General features: G+C 64.8%; 21 protein-coding genes. 3 read left to right on the forward strand and 18 right to left on the reverse strand.

Annotation, left to right across the window (positions count from 1 at the left end; genetic code table 11):
* Positions 1-23 precede the first annotated feature (23 nt).
* The gene (locus AC07PZ_RS02465; protein ID WP_495293417.1) at positions 24-860 is read right to left on the reverse strand and encodes a polysaccharide deacetylase family protein; all 837 of its coding nucleotides are present in this window, start codon (positions 858-860) and stop codon (positions 24-26) included.
* A 210-nt stretch (positions 861-1,070) separates the two neighbouring features.
* Between AC07PZ_RS02465 and AC07PZ_RS02470 the strand changes: the two genes are divergently transcribed.
* On the forward strand, positions 1,071-2,015 hold the full coding sequence (locus tag AC07PZ_RS02470) for a LysR family transcriptional regulator (protein WP_495293418.1): 945 nt from the start codon (positions 1,071-1,073) through the stop codon (positions 2,013-2,015).
* A gap of 169 nt (positions 2,016-2,184) precedes the next feature.
* A complete protein-coding gene (locus tag AC07PZ_RS02475; protein WP_495293419.1) occupies positions 2,185-3,153 on the forward strand; it encodes a Bug family tripartite tricarboxylate transporter substrate binding protein in 969 nt (322 codons plus the stop codon).
* 69 nt (positions 3,154-3,222) lie between these two features.
* On the opposite strand, the gene AC07PZ_RS02480 is transcribed toward AC07PZ_RS02475, so the two are convergent.
* The 10 genes from AC07PZ_RS02480 to AC07PZ_RS02525 form a co-directional block, all read right to left on the reverse strand.
* Positions 3,223-3,918, reverse strand: a complete 696-nt coding sequence (locus AC07PZ_RS02480) for an ABC transporter ATP-binding protein (RefSeq protein WP_495293420.1) — start codon at positions 3,916-3,918, stop codon at positions 3,223-3,225.
* A complete protein-coding gene (locus AC07PZ_RS02485; RefSeq protein WP_495293421.1) occupies positions 3,890-4,705 on the reverse strand; it encodes an ABC transporter ATP-binding protein in 816 nt (271 codons plus the stop codon). The genes AC07PZ_RS02480 and AC07PZ_RS02485 overlap by 29 nt, the downstream gene beginning before the upstream one ends.
* A complete protein-coding gene (locus tag AC07PZ_RS02490; RefSeq protein WP_495293422.1) occupies positions 4,702-5,610 on the reverse strand; it encodes a branched-chain amino acid ABC transporter permease in 909 nt (302 codons plus the stop codon). The genes AC07PZ_RS02485 and AC07PZ_RS02490 overlap by 4 nt, the downstream gene beginning before the upstream one ends.
* Before the next feature lie 4 nt (positions 5,611-5,614).
* On the reverse strand, positions 5,615-6,502 hold the full coding sequence (locus AC07PZ_RS02495; protein ID WP_495293423.1) for a branched-chain amino acid ABC transporter permease: 888 nt from the start codon (positions 6,500-6,502) through the stop codon (positions 5,615-5,617).
* 10 nt (positions 6,503-6,512) lie between these two features.
* Entirely contained in the window at positions 6,513-7,673 is a 1,161-nt protein-coding gene (locus AC07PZ_RS02500; RefSeq protein WP_495293424.1) for an ABC transporter substrate-binding protein, read from the reverse strand.
* Between the two features lie 34 nt (positions 7,674-7,707).
* The gene (locus AC07PZ_RS02505; protein WP_495293425.1) at positions 7,708-8,250 is read right to left on the reverse strand and encodes a 3-isopropylmalate dehydratase small subunit; all 543 of its coding nucleotides are present in this window, start codon (positions 8,248-8,250) and stop codon (positions 7,708-7,710) included.
* Between the two features lie 11 nt (positions 8,251-8,261).
* Entirely contained in the window at positions 8,262-9,563 is a 1,302-nt protein-coding gene (locus AC07PZ_RS02510; RefSeq protein ID WP_495293426.1) for a 3-isopropylmalate dehydratase large subunit, read from the reverse strand.
* Between the two features lie 12 nt (positions 9,564-9,575).
* Complete coding sequence (locus AC07PZ_RS02515; protein WP_495293427.1) at positions 9,576-11,114, reverse strand: FAD-binding oxidoreductase; 1,539 nt, start codon at positions 11,112-11,114, stop codon at positions 9,576-9,578.
* A gap of 84 nt (positions 11,115-11,198) precedes the next feature.
* A complete protein-coding gene (locus tag AC07PZ_RS02520; RefSeq protein ID WP_495293428.1) occupies positions 11,199-12,104 on the reverse strand; it encodes an MBL fold metallo-hydrolase in 906 nt (301 codons plus the stop codon).
* Positions 12,105-12,314: 210 nt separating this feature from the next.
* Positions 12,315-13,862 carry an alpha/beta hydrolase gene (locus tag AC07PZ_RS02525; RefSeq protein WP_495293429.1) on the reverse strand — a complete coding sequence of 516 codons (1,548 nt, stop codon included), beginning with the start codon at positions 13,860-13,862 and terminating at the stop codon, positions 12,315-12,317.
* 182 nt (positions 13,863-14,044) lie between these two features.
* Here AC07PZ_RS02525 and AC07PZ_RS02530 point away from each other — a divergent pair, with 182 nt between their 5' ends.
* Entirely contained in the window at positions 14,045-14,902 is an 858-nt protein-coding gene (locus AC07PZ_RS02530) for an IclR family transcriptional regulator (protein ID WP_495293430.1), read from the forward strand.
* A gap of 63 nt (positions 14,903-14,965) precedes the next feature.
* Here AC07PZ_RS02530 and AC07PZ_RS02535 read toward each other — a convergent pair whose 3' ends face one another.
* The 7 genes from AC07PZ_RS02535 to AC07PZ_RS02565 all read right to left on the reverse strand — a co-directional run bounded on the left by AC07PZ_RS02535 (position 14,966) and on the right by AC07PZ_RS02565 (position 21,776).
* Positions 14,966-15,841 carry an isocitrate lyase/PEP mutase family protein gene (locus AC07PZ_RS02535; protein ID WP_495293431.1) on the reverse strand — a complete coding sequence of 292 codons (876 nt, stop codon included), beginning with the start codon at positions 15,839-15,841 and terminating at the stop codon, positions 14,966-14,968.
* A gap of 270 nt (positions 15,842-16,111) precedes the next feature.
* Complete coding sequence (locus tag AC07PZ_RS02540) at positions 16,112-16,891, reverse strand: crotonase/enoyl-CoA hydratase family protein (RefSeq protein ID WP_495293432.1); 780 nt, start codon at positions 16,889-16,891, stop codon at positions 16,112-16,114.
* Complete coding sequence (locus AC07PZ_RS02545) at positions 16,888-17,967, reverse strand: branched-chain amino acid ABC transporter permease (protein WP_495293433.1); 1,080 nt, start codon at positions 17,965-17,967, stop codon at positions 16,888-16,890. The genes AC07PZ_RS02540 and AC07PZ_RS02545 overlap by 4 nt, the downstream gene beginning before the upstream one ends.
* 10 nt (positions 17,968-17,977) lie before the next feature.
* Positions 17,978-19,021 (reverse strand): branched-chain amino acid ABC transporter permease, encoded by a 1,044-nt coding sequence (locus AC07PZ_RS02550; protein WP_495293434.1) that lies wholly within the window; start codon positions 19,019-19,021, stop codon positions 17,978-17,980.
* A gap of 34 nt (positions 19,022-19,055) precedes the next feature.
* Positions 19,056-19,799, reverse strand: a complete 744-nt coding sequence (locus AC07PZ_RS02555; protein ID WP_495293435.1) for an ABC transporter ATP-binding protein — start codon at positions 19,797-19,799, stop codon at positions 19,056-19,058.
* Entirely contained in the window at positions 19,792-20,589 is a 798-nt protein-coding gene (locus tag AC07PZ_RS02560; protein WP_495293436.1) for an ABC transporter ATP-binding protein, read from the reverse strand. Before AC07PZ_RS02560 ends, AC07PZ_RS02555 begins: the two co-directional genes overlap by 8 nt.
* Positions 20,586-21,776 carry a substrate-binding domain-containing protein gene (locus AC07PZ_RS02565; RefSeq protein WP_495293942.1) on the reverse strand — a complete coding sequence of 397 codons (1,191 nt, stop codon included), beginning with the start codon at positions 21,774-21,776 and terminating at the stop codon, positions 20,586-20,588. Before AC07PZ_RS02565 ends, AC07PZ_RS02560 begins: the two co-directional genes overlap by 4 nt.
* Between the last annotated feature and the right edge of the window lie 50 nt (positions 21,777-21,826).

The following is a 21,826-nucleotide window of genomic DNA, read 5'->3' on the forward strand; positions in this document are numbered from 1 at the left end:
GTGTCTCTCGGTAAGGAAGGAAATCAGGGCACGCGGCGCGCGATGTGCTCGTGCGCCGCGTCGCCCAGGCGTTCGAAGGACGCACCTTCATCACGCAGCCGCGCGATCAGGCGCTCCAGCATGCGCATGCGATGGCCGCGACCGATCACTTCGGGATGGAAGGTGTAGGTGATGGCGCCCCAATCGAGGTTGTCCTTCATGTAGAGGAAGTCCTCGACCCAGTTGTCCAACACGGCATTGGCGTTCATCAGTCCGGGGATCGCGGTCGAGGTGCCGATGCGCGTGTATTCGAAGTGCGGAAAGTCGTCGAGCGTCCAGCTGACCGGCATCTCCAGCAGCGGACTCCGCTCTCCGAAGACCACGGGCGTGTCCTGCGCGAACACGTCACCCTGGCGAACGCAATAAGGCGTGTAGTCGTCAGCCATCATGCTGCTGTCGTAGGTGAAGCCGTGGGCGAGCAGCAGCTCGATGGAATGCGGGCTCAGGTCCCACGCAGGGGAGCGGTAGCCGGCGGCGTTGGCACCGGTGATCGAGCGGATCGCCTCGTTGCCGCGCACCAGCCCGGATTCCTCCTGCTCGCGCGTGAGGTTTCCCGGCGCCACATGCGACCAGCCGTGGTGACCGATCTCGTGGCCGGCATCGAACACTTCGCGGCACAGTTCGGGATAGGTCTGGATGGTGTGGCCGGGAATGAACCACGTCGAGCGCACCTCGAAGCGCCGGAGCAGCGCCAGGATGCGGCGCGCACCGACCACCGCGAACTCGCCGCGCGACATCGGCGTCGGCGACGTGATGCCACGCGCCAACCAGAGGGAAAGCGCATCGAGATCGAAAGTCAGACAGACGACGGCGCGGGGCATGGGCGGCTTTCGGATGGACAGGGCACGCCACACTGTAGGCAGCGGTGCAGGCGCTGTGATCCATAAAACGCCATAGCTGGTTTGCACCGGCTGCAAGACGGCGATCGGCGTTGGGCGCTGACGCCATCGGCTAGCATGAATATTGCGCTGTCCGTCGACGAGGCTCGCGCCTCCTCCTGTTCAGTTCACGTCTGCCCCCGCCCTTTCACGATGCCCAAAGCCAGTTCCATTCAGCTCGACATCACCGCCAACCTTCAGCGCTGGAAAATGTTCGTCACGGTGGCGGAGGAAGGAACGCTCACGCGCGCGGCCCTGCACCTCGACAGCAACCAGACCGCGCTCAGCCGCCACCTCACGGCGCTCGAACTGCAGTGCGGCGCGCGGCTGTTCGAGCGCACCGGTCGTGGCGTGAAACTGTCGGAGACGGGCGCGCGCATCCTGCCGCAGGTGCGCGAATTGCTCTGCCAGGCCGAGCAGCTGGAGCTGGACATCCGCGGCCGCACCCGTCCACTCTCCGGCCAGGTCACGCTCGCGCTCATGCCGTCGATGGCCCACGTCATCGTGGGTCCGCTCTTCGCCTTTCTGCGCGAGCACCATCCCGGCGCACGGCTGCGCGTGCTCGAGGGCGCGAGTGGCAAGGTCGAGGAGTGGCTGGCCGATGGCCGGGCCGACATCGGCCTGCTCTATCGGTACAACACCCCGCTGCCGGCCCATGAGACCGCCCTGTTGGTCGGCGATGCGTTCCTGGTCGGTGGTCGAGGAGACCGCCCCACGGCGGGCGAGACCGTGCCATTCCGCGCGCTCGCGTCCCTCCCGCTGGTGCTCCCGAGTGCACCCAACGGCCTGCGGCATGAAATCGACGTCAAGGCGCGTACCGCGCGCGTCACCCTCACGCCGATCCTCGAGACCGACTCGCTCGGTGTACTGAAGACGCTGGCCATGAACGAACACGTCAACGTCATCCTCTCGCACCACGCCCTGGGTGAAGAACTTGCCGCCGGCAAGCTGCAGGCGGCCCGCATCGTCGACCCGACGATCAGCGCCACCATCTCGATTGCCCACAGCAAGACCAAGGCGCCCGCCAGTGCGGTGACGCTGGTCTCGCAGAAGGTGAGCGAACTGGTGATGACAGCGGGTCGCCACAGCCTGTTCTGATCCCCGGCGGTCCGCTTCGCAGCACGTGGCGAGATCGCCCACTGCATTGCGCAGGATGCAATACAGCTATGGCGATTGCGGAAACACCACCGGGGCAGCGATACCTACATTGAAGCACTGGACACGCGCAGGCGTGTGGTCGACCCCTTCAACATCGGACGCTCCATTCATGCATGCATCCATCCGCCTCCTGATCGTGGGCCTGGCCGTCGGTCTGGGCATCCCGGCGCTTGCGCAGAACGAGTACCCGTCGCGTCCGATCAAATTGATCGTGCCGTTTCCGGCAGGCGGTGGCGGCGATCTGCACGGCCGCCTGCTCGGACAAAAGATGGCGGAGTATCTGAAGCAGCCGGTGGTGATCGAAAACCGTGCAGGGGCCAACGGCAACATCGGCTACACGTACGTTGCCAAGGCGGCACCCGACGGCTACACGATCTTGCTGGGCGGCGCCAACCTGACGATGGCGCCGTTCATCTACCAAAGCCTCCAGTACAACGTGCGCACCGAGCTCGCGCCGGTGTCGCTGGTGGCCCGGATCCAGAACGTGTTCACCGTGCGCGCCGATCACCCGGCCCGCAGCCTGCAGGATCTGGTGACCGCGGCTCGCACCCATCCAGGCACGCTCAACTACGCGTCCTCCGGTGCCGGCGGCAGCCCGCACCTCACGATGGAGATGCTGCGGAATCTCACGCAGACCGAGATGACGCACGTGCCCTATCAGGGGGATCAGCCGGCCTTCCTCGCGCTCTTGGGCGGCCAGGTCGACGTCTATTCGGCACCCATGGCCGGCGCAATGGCCCTGATCGAAAGCGGCAAGCTCCGTCCGCTGGCTGTCACGGCCAGGACGCGCTCTCCCCTCCTGCCCAATGTGCCGACCGCGGCCGAGGCCGGCGTGCCCGGCTTCGAACTCGAGTCGTGGTGGGGCCTGTTTGCGCCGGCCAACACGCCGGCACCGGTCATCCAGACCCTGAACGCCGCCATCACGCAGGCGTTGCGGGACCCGGAGGTCCGCAAGAAGCTGCTGGTCACCGGCTCCGAGGCCGCGCCGAGCACGCCTGCGGAGCTCAATGAGATCGTTCAGAAGGATCTTCTGAAGTACGAGAAGCTCATCAAGGCGGCCAACATCCAGCCGCTCTGATGTGCGGCATTTCCGCGCTGGATCCAATCACCCGCGCCTCGTCCACGCAGGGGGAAACTCAACAGCCTGCTAAGCCAGATAGGCCTCGAGAACGCCGGCATCTGCACGCAATGCATCGACCGTTCCCTCCGTCACGATCGAACCCCTCTTCATCAAATATGCGTAGTCGCAGACGGACAACGCAATCTCGGCGTTCTGCTCGACGAGCAGGATCGACTGGCCTTCGCGATGCAGGGTGACGATCGCCTGGAACACCAGGTCCACGATCGATGGCGCCAATCCCATGGAAGGTTCGTCGAGCACGAGCATGCTGGGCTCGGTCATGAGCGCGCGGCCGATGGCGAGCATCTGCTGTTCGCCACCGCTCATCAGGCCCGCGATCTGGCCACGTCGTTCCTTGAGGCGAGGAAACAGGTCGTAGACACGCGCCATCAGGTCGCCCGCCTTGCCGCGCCCTGCGTAACTGCTGAGCTTCAGGTTATCTTCCACCGTGAGCGGCGCGACAACCATCCGCCCTTCAGGCACCAGCGCCAGCCCACGGCGAACCACACGATGAACCGCCATCGCCGAAATCTCTTCGCCATCCAGTTTGATCGAGCCTTTGACAGGCCGATGCAAGCCGGCGACGCTGCGCAACGTGGTCGATTTGCCCGCGCCGTTGGCACCGAGTATGGCCACCATGCTGCGTGGCTTGACCTCGAAGCTGAGGTTGGTGACGGCGCGGATGGCGCCGTAGCTAGCGCAAAGCCCGGATACGGTCAGCATCGGCAGTATTTCCAAAATAGGCAGCCTGCACATCGGGATGCGCCATGCAGTCTGCGGGTGTTCCATGGGCAAGCAGTCGGCCGAAGTTCATCACCGTGACGTGGTCGCAGAACTCTTTGACCAGCCGCACGTTGTGTTCCACCATCAGCACTGTCAATCCGCCGTCGCGCAGGCTGTGCACGAGACTTCCGATCTCGTTCGATTCCTGCACATTCATGCCGGCGGTGGGCTCGTCGAGCAGCAGGAGTCGCGGCCCGGTCCCCAGTGCGCGCGCAATTTCGACGCGGCGCTGTTCTCCATAGGACAGTGTCTCCGCCAGCACGTGGGCCAGCCGACCCAGTTGCACGCGCTCAAGCAGTTCGAAGGCGTGAAGCTCGACCGCTTTGCGCGCGGCGCGTGCCTTGGGCAGCCCGAGGAACGACGACCACAGCGACGTGCCGCGCCGCAGATAGCAGCCTGCCATCACCTGCTCGAGCACCGTCATGCCGCTGAAGAGACGCACGTTCTGGTACGTCCGTGCGATTCCCTGCGATGCGATGTCGTAGGCAGGACTGCGCTGGATCTCGACGCCGCCGAAGCGGATGGTGCCGGTGTCCGATGGCAGCAGGCCACTGATGAGATTGACCAACGTGGTCTTGCCGGCACCGTTCGGTCCCATCACCCCTGCGACGCTGCCGGCCTTCACCGTCATCGAAAGGCCGGACACGGCGGCGACACCGCCGAAGTTCTTGCCAATGGCGTCCACGGCCAACAGCGGCGCGTCGGATGCGATGCCCGTCGCGGTCACTGTGCGGCTCCGGCAACGGGCGTCGCTCTCGCGGGCGCGCCTTCGGCATCGGCGTTGCGTGCAGCTCGACGTAGACGGATGGCGCGTGGATCGACCAGCCCGCGCGGCAGGAAGATCATGATGAGCAGCAGCACGACCCCGTTCGCCACTTCCTGGAAGTGCGGCACGAAAGCCTGCGCGATCACCGGCAACGCGGTGAACACCGCCGCTCCGATGATCGCGCCGATCCAGTGGTACGACCCGCCCAGCACCACCGCCGCGATCATGGTGAACGCGATGTTGACGAAGTAGGTGTCAGGCGAGAGGAACTGCAGCACCAACGCCAACAGCATCCCGCCCAGGCCGCCGACCGCGCCGGAGATGATGAAGGCGATCGTTTGTATCCTGCGTGGCGCGATGCCCAGGCTCGATGCAACGGCCGGGTCTTCGCGCACCGCCTGCGCGGCGATGCCGTACCAAGATACCGAGAGCCGGTAGAACACGATCATGGCGGCGGCCAGCAGGACGCCCAGAATGCCGAGCGGAAGGGTAACCGGCACGCTCAGGCCGTTCACACCGCCGGTGACGCCGGGCACGTTGATGACAGCCACACGTACGATCAAGATGAGTGCCAGTGTCGCCAGCGCCATCCAGTGGCTCTCCAGCCTGAGGAAGATCAAGGCGACCGCATAGGCCAGCAACGCGCCGGCGGCCATGGCCGCGGGCAAGAGCAATATCGGATCAAGCCCCGTCTGCAGGATCAGCCGCGCACCCACGAAGCCGCCGATGGCGGCGTAGGTCACCGTGGCAAAACTCAGGATACCGACCGAGAGGACCGAATAGGTGCTGAGTGCGAAGAAGGAATTGACGATCGCGAACGCGACCGTGCTCTGGTAGGTACGCCAGAAATCGGCAAGTGCTTGCATGGTGTCAGGCCCGCGAAAAACCGAGGCTGCCGAAGAGGCCGCGCGGTCGAACGAGTAGGAAGGTCAGTAGCAGCGCATAGGTGATGCCATCGCGCAGCCCCGACGACAGGTACTGCGCCGACATCACTTCGAGCACGCCGAGCCCGACGCCTGCGACGGCCGTGCCGCGAACGTCGTCATAGCCGCCGACCACCACGGCGGCGAACCCCTTGAGCAGCAACCCTTCGCCCAGGAGAAACGAAACGTTGTGCGTGGTGATGCCGCCGAGAACACCGGCCAGGCCGGAGGTCGCCCCGGCGATGAAGGCAGTCACGATCACGACATAACGCGGATTGACCCCACCCAGCGAGGCTGCTGTCTGATTCCAGCCGACGGCGCGCATCGCCGCACCGAAGCGGCTGCGCCGAATCAGCATGTGCAGGCCGAACGTCACGACGAGCATGACAGCCACCGTGATGAGCTGCATCGCCGGAATCGGGATCTCGCCGATACGGAACATGGTCCCGGGATAGCTGCCGCGAGGAAAGCTCAGGCTTTGCTGACCTGTCGCGGTGCCGGCCAGGTTGTCGAGAATGATCCAGAACGCGATGCTGGTGATGAGCGCGCCGAGCATGCCGCTGCCACGCTTGCGCAGCGGCTGGAAGGCGATCTGATCGACCACCACGGCGAGCAGCCCACCCCCGACGACACCGATCACCAGCGCTGGAAGAAAAGGCATCTTCAGTTGTTCGACCGCTGCCAGTGCCGCGATCGCGGCCCAACTCGCATAGCTGCCGTGTGCCGCATTCAGAATGCCGAGCGTCGAAAAAACGATCCCGAAGCCGAGTCCGAAAAGTGCGTACAACGCACCGAGCGCACAACCGTTGATCAGTTGCTCGATGAAGAGTTGCATGATTGCGCGCCTATTTGGGTGCGACCCAAGGCACGATCTTGCCCTCGGCAGACCAGGCCACGACCAGCGTGCCGGCCGTCTCTGCCTGCCCGTCCTTCATGGACTCGCCGCCGTAGACCTGATGGTCGATCTTCGTCACCTTCGAAAGCGCCTGGGCCAGCGCTTCGCGGGTCGGCTTGCCGGAGAGTGACTTCAACCCCTGCGCAATGAACCACACCACTTGATAGCCCTGGGCCGAATAGATGTCGGGCGACGCGTTGAACTTCTTCTGGTAGGCCGCAACGAAAGCCTTGGCTTCAGGCGTCTCCACGATCGAGTCCGAGAAGCTGACCGGGAACGGCACGCCGACGACCGAATCGCCCATCTTCTTGAAGATGGAAACTGGCGACAGAACGTCGTTGCCGACGATGGTCTTGGTGTAGCCGCGATCCTTCAATGCGGTGATCGAACCGGCAGCCGCACCTTGCGTTGCATAGACCAGGATCATGTCGGGCTTCAGACCCATGGCCTGCGTCGCAGCAGCGGTGAAGTCGGTGTCTTTCGTGAGCACGCTGACCACGCCGGCGGTCGTTATGCCCTTGGCCTCGAGCGCTTCACGCGTCGCGTTCATGCGGCCTTTGAAAGCGTCGTTGTCGGCCGCGAGGATGTACGCGGCAGTCTTCGGTTTGAGTGCGTCGGCGACTCTCAGCGCCGTGGCCTTGTCCTTGGGACCGGGCAGAATGGTCATGCTGTAGACGAACGGCAGTTGCGGCAAGCCGGCCGCCGTCGCGCCGAAGATCACCAAAGGCGTTTTCGCTTCGGTCACGATCGGCTTCAGCGAACCGGCCACGGGCGAAAGAATGCAGCAGCTGATTGCCAGCAAAGACGGATCGGCCACGAACTGATTGGTCGCCTGGATGGCACGGGCGGCATCGCTTCCGCTTTCCTTCGGGTCCAGCACGATCGACGCGGCGCCGAGATACTTGCCCGACTTGACTTCTTCCGCCGCCAGTTGCGCGCCGTTCCAATAGGACTGGCCGGCGGAGGCGATCGCACCCGTGTTTTCAGTCACGAAACCGATCTTGTAGTCGCCAGGCGCCAGGCCCTGCGCCGACACCGGCACGGCGTACACGGCCAGGGCGGTCAAGGCGGCCACCGCCCACGAACCATTCTTTGTGTTCCAGTTTTTCATCTCGTCTCCTCAGGTGGTTATGTCGTTCGAGCGTTCAGGGATGCGCGTGTTGGGCAGTCCGCGTCGCATCGGCAAGAAATCTCTTTTTCAAATAGGTCTCGAGTCCGCCGGCTTCCAGCATGTCCAGGTCGGCGCGTGGCAGCGGCTCGAAGGCGATCTCGGTTCCCTGCGTCAGATTGCGTATGCATTGCTGCGCCCAATCCACCTCCAGTTCATCCCAGCGTGCGGCGAACTGAAGGATGCCCGGACAGGACACCTGGGGAAAGCCCATGCTGATTTCGCCGCGCCAGTAGCCTGGCGAAAACGACTCGGCAATGACGCCCGCGATGCCCATGTGGCGCATGGCTTTCATCGGCGGATAGTGAGGATGTCCGTAGCCGAAGTTGTGATTGCCCAGCAGCAGATCGCCGGGTTTCACCAGGCTGGCGAAGGCCGTGTCGTATTCCTGCATCGCGGCCTTGCTCAGCTCGTCGATGTTGGTGGTCTTGATGTTCTTGACGCCGACGATCTGGTCGACGTCGAAGTCGACCTCGTCGAACTTGAAGGCCACGCGGCCGCGTAGGTTCATGAGAGCCATGCCTTGCTCCTTCAACCGGCCAGATAAGGACGCGGGTCGGCGATCTTGCCTTCGACCGCCGAGGCCGCGAGAACAGCCGCGTTGCACAGATAGATCTCCGAATCCGGGCTGCCCATGCGCCCGCGCACATTCAGCGTGCCGGTCGACACGGCGCGTTGCCCGGGTGCCATGGTCGCAATACGGCCGAAGCAATAGTCACACGACGGCGATGACACGAAAGCGCCGGCCTCGACGAACACCGACAGCAGCCCTTCCCTTGAAGCGGCGGCCATGATTTCCTGGCTGGTCGGCACGACGTGCAAGGCGAAACCGGGCGCGACCTGTCGACCTGCCAGCACCTTCGCCGCGGCACGCATATCTTCAATGCGGCCGGAGGCGCAGGAGCCGAGATAGCCCGTGTGGACCGGAAGGTCGAGATAGTCCTTCAGGTCACGCGTGTTCGCCGGACTCGGCGGTATCACGATGATGGGCTCAAGCGTCGAAAGGTCGATCTCGTGGCGTGCGGCATAGTGCGCATCGTCATCGCTGTAGACGGGATCGAGCTTCTTGCGCGCACGGGGCAGCGCGTATTCGAGGCGCTTGGCATCGGGGTTGACGATGGCGGTAACGGCGCCGGTGAACATCGCCAGACCGGTGATGGTTTGCAGGGCATCGTTCGACATGTCGGCGACCGCAGGTCCGCCGATCTCGAGCACCTGGAAACGACAGGACGCCGGACCCAGCACGCGCACCAGGTGATGAAATACATCGCGCGCCATGACTCCCGGCTGGAGCTTGCCGACCAGATCGACACGGGTTGTCTGCGGCACGCGGATCGAAACCCGCTCCAGCGCAAAGGCCTCGAGCACGTTGCGGCGCAGACCCATCGCCAGCGTACCGAAGGTGCCCAACTGGCTCACATGGCCGTCAAAGTGAACGACGAACGCGCCCGGCGTCGCGTAACCCACCTCGGACGACACCTGATGTCCGATGCCCTTGCGCTCGTAGAGCTGGACGTCGTTGTTCGTCGTCCATTCACGCGTTCCCTTGTGCAACTCTTCTTCGGCCGGTGTGATGGTCGGGACCATGTGGTCGATGAAGATGCCGAAGCGCTCCGGCTCCGGCATCTTGGTGATGCCGAAGTCGTTCTTCAACTGCTTGAAGATCACATCGGTGTAGCCGGGGAAGTCATAGGCCAGAACGAAGTCGGGCTTGGCCATGACCTCGTCGCCGGCCTTGACGGACTCCAGGCCCGACACGCGCGCAAGGATTTTTTCAGTGATCGTGGAACCCATAGATTTGTCTCCGGTTCGAGTATGTTCAACAGCGCTCAAGAGCGCTTTGCTTCAGGCCGCGTTGCGTAATCCGAGCGAACCGGGATTCATGAGGCCCTTGGGGTCCAACGCGTTCTTGATGGCCGTCAGCATGTTCCAGGTCTCCTGCTTCATCACCTGCTGCAGCGGGTAATCGCGGCCGATTTGCCAGTTGACGCCGCCCAGTTCCAGATAGACCTGCTGTACACCCTTGCGCAACGCGATCACCGCCTCGCGAGCCGCCAGGTTTGCGGGGCGGTCCAGCCACGGCCCGACGACGTCGTCGCCCAGGCTTTGGCGGTGCAACGGCGTGATCTCGTCCTGCCAATAGAAGGCCGGCTCCAGAAAGAATTCGTTGCCGACCGTCATGGTGAGGTGCGACAGGATGATCCCGTGCGCCTTCATCATCGCGGCCTGACTCCTGAAATAGGCCGCACTCGCTTCAACGACGCGCGCGGTCTCGCTCAATGGAAATACCGCATGGATGGGCACCCAGCGCTGACCATCCGCGCCGAGCATGCCGCGCACCGGGTTGAAGGGACGCGAGCGCATCACGCGCGCCGCCGCGTTCTCGATCTCGATGCCGTGCTTCTTGCCGATCGCGCGCAGTGCGACCAGGTTGGCGGCCAGCGCGTCGGCCGTCTTGCCTTCGACGACGAGATGCAGCGAACACTCGTGGTCGGCCAGGTAATTGGCGCCTGTGGTGGCGACGTTCACAGCGTCCTTGATTCCCTGAAACAGACCTTTGGACGACCGGGCAACGCTGCCCAGGATCTTCACCCCATCGGAAAGCTTGTTGACGCTTGCCGAGTTCAACGCCTTGGCGCGGTCTATGCCGAAGCCTTCGGAGATGGCCTGCACTGCACTCATCTCGGCCTGGGCCAGCGCCATCGACTTCATGTCTTCGAATCCGAAGCCCAAATAGTCCAGATGTTGATTGGCCGCGTCGAGCCTGAGCGTGGCGGCGAGCTTCAGACCCAGCGAGCCGGTGTCGCCAAGAAAGAGACCCGTCATGTCCGGCCCGGCGTAGCGCGTGAAAGGTTTCGTGCCCACGCGGCCACCCGACCCGGTAGTGACGACTTCGCCGCTGGCCAGCAGCACTGTCACGCCCAACACGCTCGCCGCGACAGTGCCATGCAGCGTCGATCCGAAGAAGGCGCTGTTCTGCGACAACGCCCCGCCGACCGTGGCGTTGATGCCGGAGAGAGGCCCCCAGTAGCCGGTGTTCATACCCGAGCCCTTCAGCGCTTCGTGCACCTGCGCCCAGGTGCAACCGGCCTCCACCGTGATGTACCTGTCGGGCACGTTGATCTCGAGCACCGTGTTCAGCTTGCGCGTATCGATGACGATCGTCTGCGTGCTCTCCGGCAGGTAGCCTTTGGTATAGGACATGCCACCGCCGCGCGGCACGATGGCGATCTCGTGCGCAGAGGCCGCCTTGACCGCAGCCACGGCCTGCGCCTGCGTTTGCGGCAACACGACGCACAGCGGCACGATGCCCGGCTGCCAGAAGATGTCGTTTGCGTAGTACTCGCATGTCACGCTGTCCGACAACACCTGGGCCGAGCCCACGGCGTCGCGCAGTACGGAGAGAAAGGATTCGTCTTGCATTGGGGATGGATCTTTCGGGTTACCAGGCAATGTCAGAAGCCGGACTCAGCCGGCCACCACGAGGTCGTCGGCGGGTTTGAAGTCGTAGCCGGTTGCATGGCGCTTCACGTATCCGCCATGCGGGGCACCGAAATGGGCCGGCAGCAGCAATGCATTGCGCTCGTGGCAATAGTCGAGGATCGAACGCCGCGTGGCACGAGCCTGGCTCGGCAACTCGCAGAAACGGCTGTTCCAGTCGGGGCGAAACACCTGCATCGGCTGATGCAGCGAATCGCCCGGAAAGATCGCCGCATCGTTGCCGGACTCCAGCTTCAGCATGCCGTGACCGGCGGTGTGGCCGAGCGCGTCCTGGAAGAACAGTCCTTCGATGATCCTGGATCCGTCATCGATGAATTCGGCCTGCCCTGCTTCGATGATCGGCATCACGCTGTCTTCGATGACAGCGATGTTCTCCGGCATCGTGAGGTGACCGCCGGTCGGCGACTGCCAATGCTCGAATTCGCGACGCGAGAAGATGTACTTGGCGTTGGGAAAGGTCGGAACCCATTTGCCGTCGACCAGCCGCGTGTTCCATCCCACATGATCGATGTGCAGGTGCGTGCAGATCACCAGTGTCACGTCCTCGGGGCGCACGCCGGATTCGGCAAGGCGGTCGAGGTAGGGCAGATGCAATTGATGGAAGCGCTCGAACAGCGGCAGGGCCCGCGTCTTGTCGTTGCCGCAGCCGGTATCGACCAGGATCGTGTGCTTGTCGTCGCGGATCATCCACGAGTGCATGCTCGACATGACCTTCTGTGTGGGCACGTCCCAGAATCTCGGCCCGCCCAGGACCTTGTGCTCTTCGAAGATGTCGGGTGTGTAGTCCGGAAAGAGGAACTCGGGCTTGAATCCCGGCGTCAACATTTCTTCAATGCGCGTCACGTGATACGAACCGATCTTGAATGTCTTCATTGTTTTCGCCGTGGTCTCTTTGTGAACGGATTGTTAGGCTGTCCGATCACCGCCTTCACAGGGTAAACGTACATATCTCCACGATGTGGAGAGGAAATTGACTTCGATCACGAGTGAATTGCTTGAAGTTCGCTTCAAGGTCTGTTGGTGTCTCCACAATGTAGAGATGATTTCGCCCTCGGCCGACCTCCAGGAGACATCACTGCGCCGTCATGCGGCCCGCAGAAACGCCTCGTACGAAGCGATCGTTGTGCGTACCGCTTCGGGTGCCTGCCCTGGATACCAAACCGTGGCCGGCGTTGCTGCGACCTGCGTACCGGCAGGCGCGAGTCGCCGCGCTTCCTCCAAGCCTTCGACCAACATGTCCGCCGGACCGGCGCAAACCAGTGCGGGCCGCGGGAGCAAGGGCAGTCTCGAACGCGTGTCGTAGACGAAGGCCGCGCGATAGGACAGGTGGTAAGTCGTGCCGCTCTTGAGCAGGCCGACCGTCCAGTCGTGCAGGGTCCGAAGCGGCGGCGAGCCCAGCGATCTGGCAGCGGCGCGTTCCTGCCGGTACCAGGGCCAGAACAGAAACATGTCGCGTCGCATGTTCCATGCGCGCAGCAAGTGCGTGCCCCACCGGTCCGGCACCAGGGGCGGAAGGTAGTGCGCCAGGATGTCCGCGGCAAAGTCGGGGTCGATCAGCACCGGCGCCTCGAGGATCATGCGACCCACGCGCGCCGGCCACCGTATGGCGAACTCCATCGCGATCATCGCGCCGGTGTGCGTGCCGAACAGGTCCACCTGCGCCAGGCCCAAGACATCTGCGACCTCCCGGCCATGGCGCGCCAGTGTCGCGATGTCGATGTCCGCATCGACTCCGCCGACGGCCTTGTCCGAGTCTCCGTTGCCGAGATAGTCGCAGGCCACGACTTCGCGATCCTGGGCCAGGCCCCGAATCAACGCCTCCAGCGGTGCGGCGGAGCCCGGCGCGGAATGAAACATCAGCAGCGTGCGGCCACTGCCGCTGCCGGCGCGTCGAACATGGACACGCCCGGATGGCGTTTGCAGGTACCCGGAGCGCACGGCTGGCGCGGTCGACGTCATGCTGTCGGTGACCGGCCTGGATGTCCGGGCATCGGGCTCCGGCACGGGTGCCTCTCGAAGCCATTGCGCGAGCAACGCCGCGACATCCGACGACGCGACTTCGCGACTGCGATCCGTGCGGCTGGCGCTTCGATCGAAGTCCGCAGCGCAGCAGGCCCACAGACGCTCATAGCCTCCCGGGTCGACCGCGGCCGCCACCACGGCCGCATCGAGATCCTCTGCATCGAACAGCGGACTGCCAACCTTCGAAACCCGCGTCGGATTCCCGGCGTCAAGCATGGCGCAGTCGCGAATGTGCGTCCACAAGGCGCTGAGATGCGTGCCGTCCGGACGCAACGTCAGCGAAGGCGGCGCGACATGGCGAGCGACCCACTCCCCGGCGATCTCGGCATCGACCAGTAGCCACCGCATCGATGGGTGTCGCATGGCAAGGGCCTCGGCGATGGGCGCGCTCAAATCGTAGGCCAGCACCGCCGCGACCGCGCGCATGTCGATGCCCAGCGATGCCACGGCCTCTTCGGTCAACGCAGCGATCTGTACGGTACTCAGCGGCGCGATGCGGGCCGAACCACCGATGCCAGGCAACTCGAGTACCGTGATCGTCCAGCCCGGACAGGCCTGGCCCAACCGTCGTGCCATGACACTCGCCGAGCACAACAGTCCGGGCAGCACGAGCAGCGAAGGCCCGGTGCCGCCATGCCAGAGTCGCAACGGACCGGCACTGGTATCCACATAGTCCGGTGCGATCGACAGGTGAGGCGTCTTCATGGGCTCGATGCTAGAAGTGCAGCCAGCCACCGCGTTGAGGGTTAATAGTTAGAGCATCACAATGTGGACTCCATATGATCGGCGCGATGATTGCAAAAGCCAGTCCCGCAGCCGATCGATTCAAGAATCCTTCACAAAGTGGGGACTCTCGATCCGGCACTCAAAGCATTGAAAGGGTCGTCGACGTGCTGCGCGTCATTGCCTCGCGCGGACGTCGCGGCATGCGTGTCGGCGAAGTCGTCGCCACATCGGGACTGACCGAGGCGACTTGTTTTCGGATGCTTCGTCGGCTGGAAATCGAAGGCATGCTCGACCGCGACCCGCACAGCAAGAAATACTTTCTCGGTCCCCTGCTGCATGAATTGGGCTTGCTGGCACGACCCCGCTACCGGCTGGCCGAACTGTGCGATGCGACGCTGCATCGCCTGGCCGAATTCACGCAGGACACCGTCTACCTGAGCGAGCGCAGCGGTCTCGAAGCGGTCTGTGCAAACCGTGCGCTCGGCGACTTCCCGATCAAGTCACTGTCGCTCGATGTCGGCGTCAGAAGGCCGTTGGGCGTCGGCGCCGGTGGACTGGCAATCCTCTGTGCATTGCCTGCTTCGGAGGCGCATGCGCTGGTCGAGGCGAATGCCCATCGCTATGAAAAGTTCGCGTCGTTCACGGCCGACTTTCTGTACGACGCCATCGCCGAAGGCCGCGCGCGGGGCTACTCGTTTCTGGAGGGCGCGGTCACGCCCGGCACCGCGTCCATCGGCGTGGCGTTTCCGCCCGACAACCCGGTGGCGGCCATCAGTGTGGCGGCCATCGCAGGTCGCCTGCTTCCGGAGCGCAGGCACGAGATCGCGCGGCAGATGCAGCGCGAGGTGGCCAAGCTGGTCGCCACCATGGAAGCGGCCAGGCCGACGGGCGACGCTGCCGTGTCGCCCGCCGAGCGAAACTGACGGGTCAGACCGCTGGCGGTTGCGGCAACAGCGGGGCGTCACGCGCCATCGGCGAAGCCGCGTTCAGGCCATCGTTTCGTAGTACGTCTGGCGCTCTTCGATGGTCTTCCAGCCGATGGTTTCCTTGAACGCACTCATCGTCGTCTGGCCGCACGGCAGGCTGTTCATGTCACCGCCACGACGGCTGGCCATCACGCGAAGGTTCTCCTGCAGCGCATGGACCGTGCTCATCAACGTGATCAGGGGATAGCTCGCGAAGGCGGCGACGGACTCGACCTGTTCCCGTGTGAGGTCCGCCATCCAGAGTCCCTGCATCAGTTGCAACGAGAGACGACGGCCTGACACCTCCTTGAGTTTGACCAACTCTTCGTAGCGGCTGAAGGTGCGCGAGATCGGCTGGATCAGGTCGGCGCCCGCCTCCGCATATTGAGCGCAGCGGTCGATCGCTTCCGACGGGTCCAACACGTCGGTGCGCGCGACGATCAGCAGGTCGGGGTCGACGCGCGCATCAACGGCGGCCTTGATCTTGGCGACGGCATCACGCACGGGAATGACCGGCATGGTCGACGCCGCGGCGGGACAGCGCTTGGGGCTGAATTGATCTTCGATCTGGATGGCGACCACGCCCGCCTTCTCGAATTCGCGCACGGTTCGCGCCATGTTGATGACGTTGCCGTAACCGGTGTCCGCGTCGGCAAAGACCGGCTTGTTGACCACATTGACGATGCGATTCACCACGCTCACGTTCTCGGTCAGCGTGTAGATTTCGACATCGGGCTGGCCCAGCAGTGCAGCGGCTATGCCGAAGCCGGTGGTGAAGATGCCGTCGAAATCCGACTGATCGACCAGCAATGCGGACAGCGCGTCCTGCGCGCCCCCCATCCACAGGGTCGGTCCGGACTGAATACGCTGGCGCACCGCTTTGCGATGGTTTCTCATGGCTTGCTCCTTTTGATGGCGAGATGAAACGGGGGGGCATGTTTCACAATCCACAATGTGGAGAAAAAGTCGATGCCCTGAATGAAATTAGGCTTTGCCAGCGATGTGCTTCCTTACAAGGTTTACCCTGTGATTTGCACATAGTGGCGGTAATCGCAAAGCCGCCATCAATGCATCGCCCGCATGGCGGTATGGCGGCTCCGTGCCCATGTCCAGACTCAATGCCTCAAGAAGCAACCTCTTGGCGCTTCACACCTGACCACCGCCGTCTCAACACCCGCGCCACCGCGCAGCACGCTTCTCCGCAAACGCCGCAGCCCCTTCCCTCGCATCCTCCGACCCATTCACCGCCACAGCCACCGGCCTCTGCCGCTCGAACATCTCCGCATCGCTCCACGTCCGCGACCCTTGCACCAATTGCTTGCTCGCCGCCACAGCCAGCGGCGCGTTCGCGTCGATCGCATGCGCCAGCTTCAGCGCCGCCCCCAGCGCCTCACCCGGCTCGACCAGCCGATTGACCAAGCCCCACGCATGCGCCTGCTCGGCCGAAATCGGGTCGCCGAGCAGCGCCATCTCCATCGCCAGATTGGCCGACAGCCGGTGCGGCAGACGCATCAGCCCGCCCGACGACGCCACCAGCCCGCGCTTGGTTTCCGGCAGGCCGAAGCTCGCAGTGCGTCCTGCCACCACCATGTCGCAGGCCAGCACGATCTCGAAGCCACCCGCCACCGCATGGCCTTCGACCGCAGCGATCAGCGGCTTGCGTGGCGGCGCCTCGCAGAAGCCGGCGAAGCCCCGGCCTTCGATGGCGGGCTCGACGCCCTCATAGGCGAAAGCCTTCAGGTCCATTCCCGAACAGAAATTGCCGCCGGCACCGGTGAGCACGCCGACATGGAGTCCGGGGTTGGCATCGAGCTCCTGCATGGCGGCGGCGAGACCCAGCGCGACGGCCATGTTGACGGCGTTGCGGACCCGGGGCCTCTGGATGGTGACGATCAGCACATGCCCTTCGACACGCACGCCCACCGCCTCGTCTGCCTGCTCGCTCATTGAAGTCCTTTGGCGCCGGGCATCGCCGCGCGCAGTTTGCCGACGATGCCGCTCGGGAAGAAATAGACCGACAGCACGAACACCAGGCCGAACCAGAGCATCCATCGGTCGGGGTGAAAGAGGTTCGCCAGAAGCGGTATCGAAGTGAGCGATCCGCTGAGACTGCCCATCAGGCTCTGCAGGTAGTTCTCGGCCACGACGAACAGCGCGACCCCCACCACCGCGCCATAGACAGTCCCCAGCCCGCCGATGACGGCCATCAGCAGGATGTTGAGCATCACGTTGAAGCCGACCGTGGTCTGCGGCCCCACATAGCGCAGCCACAGCGCCATCAGGATGCCGGCGCAGGTCGCCAGCGCGGCAGACAGGCAATTGATGGCGATGCGGTAGTAGAGCGTGCGGTAGCCGATGGCCTCGGCGCGAAAGTCGTTCTCGCGGATGGCTTCCAGCACGCGGCCGAAGCGCGAGTTCACCACCCGCAGCATCAGCAGGAAGAGCGCGACCGACACGATGAAGACCAGGTAATAGGTCAGCACGCGTCCGTTGATGGCGGTGCCCAAGACCGGATCGTCGAACACCCGGTAGGCCGGCGTCAGCACCTCCGGCAGGCGGAAGGTGCGGCCGTCGTCGCCACCCGTGAGGCCGCTCAGCCGCATCACGAGGGCACCGAAGGCGGCGCCGAAAGCCAGCGTCATCATCGTGTAGAAGATGGCCTTCACCCGCAGCGAGATCAGCGCGATCAGGAACGACAGCAGCACCGACAGCGCGATGGCCGCCACGGCGCCGACACCCATCGCGGTCCACGTCGGTCCCATCTTGTACATGGCGATGGCCACGCCATAGGCGCCGATGCCATAGAACATCGCGTGCGCGAACGACACCACGCCGCAGTAGCCCAGCAGCAGGTCGAAGGACGCCACCAGCACGATGAAGGCGCAGATGGTGGCGGCCACATTGAGCGAGCGCGCGCCGGAGAACAGGAACGGCGCGGTCGCCAGGTAGATGAAGACCAGCACCAGCATCGTCGAGAGCACGCGGCTGCGGGGAAAGTCACCGGACAGGATTCGGGTCAGCATGGTGCGCGCTCTAGTGCTTGTTGACGGGATAAAGCCCCTGCGGGCGCCACAGCAGCACGACCATCATCACGAGGATGTTCGACACCAGCGCCAGGTCCGGCAGAAGAAAGCTCACGTAGTTGGTGCTCAGCGCGATGAGCATCCCGCCGGCGAAGCAGCCGGTGACCGACCCGAGCCCGCCGATGATCACGATGATGAGCATCTGCACCAGCACCTCGGCACCGATCGCCACGGTGAACTGCTCGCGGTAGAAGCCCCACATCGCGCCGCCCAGTCCGGCCAGTGCCGAGCCGGTGACGAACACGCCGACGAAGATGCCGCGCACGCGGTAGCCGAGCGCCTCGACCATCGATCGGTTCTCGACCCCGGCGCGGATCAGCAGCCCGACGCGGGTGCGGTTCAGCAGCAGCGTGAGGCCGACGAACACGACGACGCCCACCGCGACGGCCACCAGCCGATAACGCTCGATGGCGACGTCGCCGACCAGGAAGGACCCGCGCACGGCCTCGGGCAGCGGCAGCAGCATCTGGTTGGCACCGAAGATCACCAGCACGAGCTGCTCGATGATGATCATCGAGCCGATGGTGATGAGGATCTGCTTGAGGTGGTCGCCGTACACCGGCTTCACGAAGAGCCGCTCGTACACCCAGCCGAGCGCCGCCGTCACGGCCATCGCGGCGGCGATCACCGCCGCGATGGCGGCCAGGCTCGCCCAGACGGACGGCGATTCGAGCAGGTGCTTGAGCGGCCCGACCAGCAAGGTCGCGGTGTAGGCCCCGACCGCGACGAAGGCGGCATGGCCGAGGTTCATCACGTCCATCAGGCCGAAGACGAGCGTGAGGCCGCTGGCCATGATGAACAGCATCATGCCCATCGCCAGCGCGGCCACCGTCAGGGTGATCCACGTCGGCACGCTGCCGATGACGGGCAGCGCGAGCGCGATGAAGGCGACGATGATCGCGCCGGGCACGAGGTCCCGCGTGCGTCCGGGCAACGGCTCCAGCACGGGTGGCGCGGCCGTGGGCGCGGCAATGGTGGATTCGAGGGCAGCCATGGGCTCTCCGTTCAAGGGGGCGGGTGCTTGGCGCTCAGTGCACGGCACCGGCATGCAGGCCGAGCAGCCGCGCCTGCAATGCTTCGTCGGCGGACAGCGCTTCCATGCAGCCGGTGTGCACGATGCGGCCGTCGTCCATCACCGCGACGTGGTCGCCGAGCGCGCGGACGAAGTGGAAGTTCTGCTCGACCAGCAGGATGGTGGTGTCGCGGGCCTTGAGGTCCTCGAAGGCCTGCGCCAGGTTGTCGACGATGGCGGGTGCCAGGCCCTTGGTCGGCTCGTCGATGAGCAGCAGCTTGCGCGGCTCGATGATGGCGCGCGCGATCGCGACCATCTGCTTCTGGCCGCCCGACAGCGTGCCGCCCGGCCGCAGCCAGAAGCGCTTCAGCGCGGGGAAGAGCCCGAAGATCCAGTCCAGCCGCGCCTCGTCGAAGCGCCCGCCGATGGCCGCCAGACGCAGGTTCTCCTGCACCGTCAGGCCCGAGAAGATGCCCATGTCCTCCGGCACGAAGGCGATGCCGCGGCGCGAGATCTCCGGCGTCTTCTCCGCCGTGATGTCGGCGCCGTCGAAGCTCAGCCTGCCCCGGCTCGCCTGCCACAGGCCCATGATGGTTCGCAGCGTGGTGCTCTTGCCCGCGCCGTTGCGCCCCAGCAGCACCGTGAGGCCGGCGCGCGGCACCACCAGGTCCACGCCCTGGAGGATGTGGTATTCGCCGATGTGCGTGTGCACGCCGCTGAGCGTGAGCAGCGGCCCGGATGCGTCGAGGACTTCAGGCATGCGCCGGCTCCTTGCGCGCCGTCGGCGTGCGCTTCACACCCAGGTACGCCTCCTGCACGATGGGCGACGCCATCACCTCGGCGGGCCGGCCGTCGGCCACCAGGCGGCCGTTGTGCAGCACGACGATGCGGTCGGCGAGCGAATGGATGACGTCCATCTTGTGTTCCACCAGCAGGATGGTCTTGTCGCCGCGCGCCTTCAGGCGGCGGATGAGTTCGAGGATGACGGGCACCTCGTCGACGCTCATGCCGGCGGTGGGCTCGTCGAACATGACGATCTCCGGCTCGAGGGCCATGAGGATCGCCACTTCCAGCTTGCGCTTGTCGCCGTGCGGCAGCTTGGCCGCCAGGTCGTCGCGCCGCGCCGCCAGCCCGACCTGGCTCAGGTACGACTCGGCCTGCTCGATGAGGTCGCCGCGGCTGCGCCACATGGCGAGCATGTTGAAGCCCGCGCGGTGGCGGCTCTGCACCGCCAGCCGCACGTTCTCGACCACGCTGAGCCGCGGGAACAGGTTCGTCAGCTGGAAGGCACGGCCGATGCCGCGTGCCGTGCGCTGCGCCGCGTTGAGGCGCGTGATGTCCTCGCCCTTGAAGTGCACCGAACCCGCGCTCGGTGCGAGCTGCCCCGACAGCAGGTTGAAGTACGTCGTCTTCCCGGCGCCGTTGGGCCCGACGATCGCGGTCAGCGTGCCGGCCGTGAACCCGGTCGTCACGTCGTCGACCGCGGCATGGCCGCCAAAGCGGATGCCGAGCCCGCGGCTGGCAAGCGCGGGCGCAGGGACGGCCGTCATCTCTTGACGGTGATCGGCAGCGGCATCTCGGACGCCGGGATCTCGCGCACCAGGTCGAACAGGTCCCATTCGCTGGCCGGGTTCTTCTTCATGCGGAACTGGTACTGCGACTGCAGCGCCTGGTGGTCTTCCTTGCGGAAGGTCATCTTGCCCTTGGGCGTGTCGAACTCCATGCCTTCCATCGCGGCGATGAGCTTGGGCGTATCGACCGAGTTGGCCTTCTTCACGCCGGCCACGATGGCCGCCGCGGTGACGAAGCCGCCCGCGGTGAACAGGTCCGGCGGCACCTGGTAGCGCTTCTGGTGTTCGGTCACCAGCCAGTCGTTCATCGCGTTCTTCGGGAAGCCGTAGTAATAGAAGGTGCCGCCGTTCACGTCGAGCCCCTTCCAGGGCTTGGCGTTCTCCAGGTTGGCGCCGCCGATCGACATGAACTCGATGCCGTAGCGGCCCGGGTTCAGCTCCGATATCTTGCGGATCGGGTTGGGCGCACCCCAGATCACGACCAGGTACTTCTTGCCCTGCAGGTCTTTCATGCGGTCGAACACGCGCTGCATCGGCGCGGTGAAGTCGGTGGTCGACAGCGGGATGAATTCCTCGTGGATCACCTTCGCCTTGCTCTGGGTCGACACCATCGCGTCCTTGAAGGCCTTCACGCCGTCCTTGCCGTACACGTAGTCGGGCGCGAGGAAGGCGATGTTGTCGCCGTCCTTCAGTGCGGCGGCGGTCGCCAGCGCATCCTGAAAGGAGTTGCGGCTGGCGCGGAACAGGTACTTGTTCCAGGCCGCGCCCGTCAGCGAATCGGCGATGGCCGGCTCGACCATCAGGATCTTGCCGTACTCCTCGGCCACCGGCGCCATCGATAGCGCGCCGCCCGACCACGAGGTGCCGATCGCGATGTCGGCCTTGTCGTCGGCCAGCGCCTCGGTCAGCATGGCCTTCGACAGTTCGGGCTTCATCTGGTCGTCCTTGACGATCAGCTCGATCTTGCGGCCGAGCAGCGTCATCGAACCCTGCGTGAGGTATTCGAGCCCGAGGCGCAGGCCGCGCTCGGTGTCGCGCGCATAGGCCTCCGACGGGCCGGTCTTGCTCGCGATGAGCGCGATCTTGATCGGCTTCTCCTGGGCCAGCGCCTGCGGCGCGATCCAGCAGGTGAGCGCGGCGGTCGCCGCGACGATGAGCTTCTTCAACATGCTTGTCTCCTTTTTTATGCAGGGGTGATCCGCTTCGAGAAGGCCGC

It is taken from the genome of Variovorax sp. GW821-FHT10B04 (assembly GCF_059415645.1).

Bases quoted from the DNA above. Each gene is read 5' to 3' on its own strand.
- AC07PZ_RS02555 (WP_495293435.1), bottom strand. From the start codon at position 19,799: ATGCCTGAAGTCCTCGACGCATCCGGGCCGCTGCTCACGCTCAGCGGC.
- AC07PZ_RS02465 (WP_495293417.1), bottom strand. From the start codon at position 860: ATGCCCCGCGCCGTCGTCTGTCTGACTTTCGATCTCGATGCGCTTTCC.
- AC07PZ_RS02550 (WP_495293434.1), bottom strand. From the start codon at position 19,021: ATGGCTGCCCTCGAATCCACCATTGCCGCGCCCACGGCCGCGCCACCC.
- AC07PZ_RS02480 (WP_495293420.1), bottom strand. From the start codon at position 3,918: ATGCTGACCGTATCCGGGCTTTGCGCTAGCTACGGCGCCATCCGCGCC.
- AC07PZ_RS02535 (WP_495293431.1), bottom strand. From the start codon at position 15,841: ATGAGAAACCATCGCAAAGCGGTGCGCCAGCGTATTCAGTCCGGACCG.
- AC07PZ_RS02475 (WP_495293419.1), top strand. From the start codon at position 2,185: ATGCATGCATCCATCCGCCTCCTGATCGTGGGCCTGGCCGTCGGTCTG.
- AC07PZ_RS02530 (WP_495293430.1), top strand. From the start codon at position 14,045: ATGATTGCAAAAGCCAGTCCCGCAGCCGATCGATTCAAGAATCCTTCA.
- AC07PZ_RS02520 (WP_495293428.1), bottom strand. From the start codon at position 12,104: ATGAAGACATTCAAGATCGGTTCGTATCACGTGACGCGCATTGAAGAA.
- AC07PZ_RS02560 (WP_495293436.1), bottom strand. From the start codon at position 20,589: ATGACGGCCGTCCCTGCGCCCGCGCTTGCCAGCCGCGGGCTCGGCATC.
- AC07PZ_RS02505 (WP_495293425.1), bottom strand. From the start codon at position 8,250: ATGGCTCTCATGAACCTACGCGGCCGCGTGGCCTTCAAGTTCGACGAG.
- AC07PZ_RS02490 (WP_495293422.1), bottom strand. From the start codon at position 5,610: ATGCAAGCACTTGCCGATTTCTGGCGTACCTACCAGAGCACGGTCGCG.
- AC07PZ_RS02540 (WP_495293432.1), bottom strand. From the start codon at position 16,891: ATGAGCGAGCAGGCAGACGAGGCGGTGGGCGTGCGTGTCGAAGGGCAT.
- AC07PZ_RS02545 (WP_495293433.1), bottom strand. From the start codon at position 17,967: ATGCTGACCCGAATCCTGTCCGGTGACTTTCCCCGCAGCCGCGTGCTC.
- AC07PZ_RS02470 (WP_495293418.1), top strand. From the start codon at position 1,071: ATGCCCAAAGCCAGTTCCATTCAGCTCGACATCACCGCCAACCTTCAG.
- AC07PZ_RS02495 (WP_495293423.1), bottom strand. From the start codon at position 6,502: ATGCAACTCTTCATCGAGCAACTGATCAACGGTTGTGCGCTCGGTGCG.
- AC07PZ_RS02500 (WP_495293424.1), bottom strand. From the start codon at position 7,673: ATGAAAAACTGGAACACAAAGAATGGTTCGTGGGCGGTGGCCGCCTTG.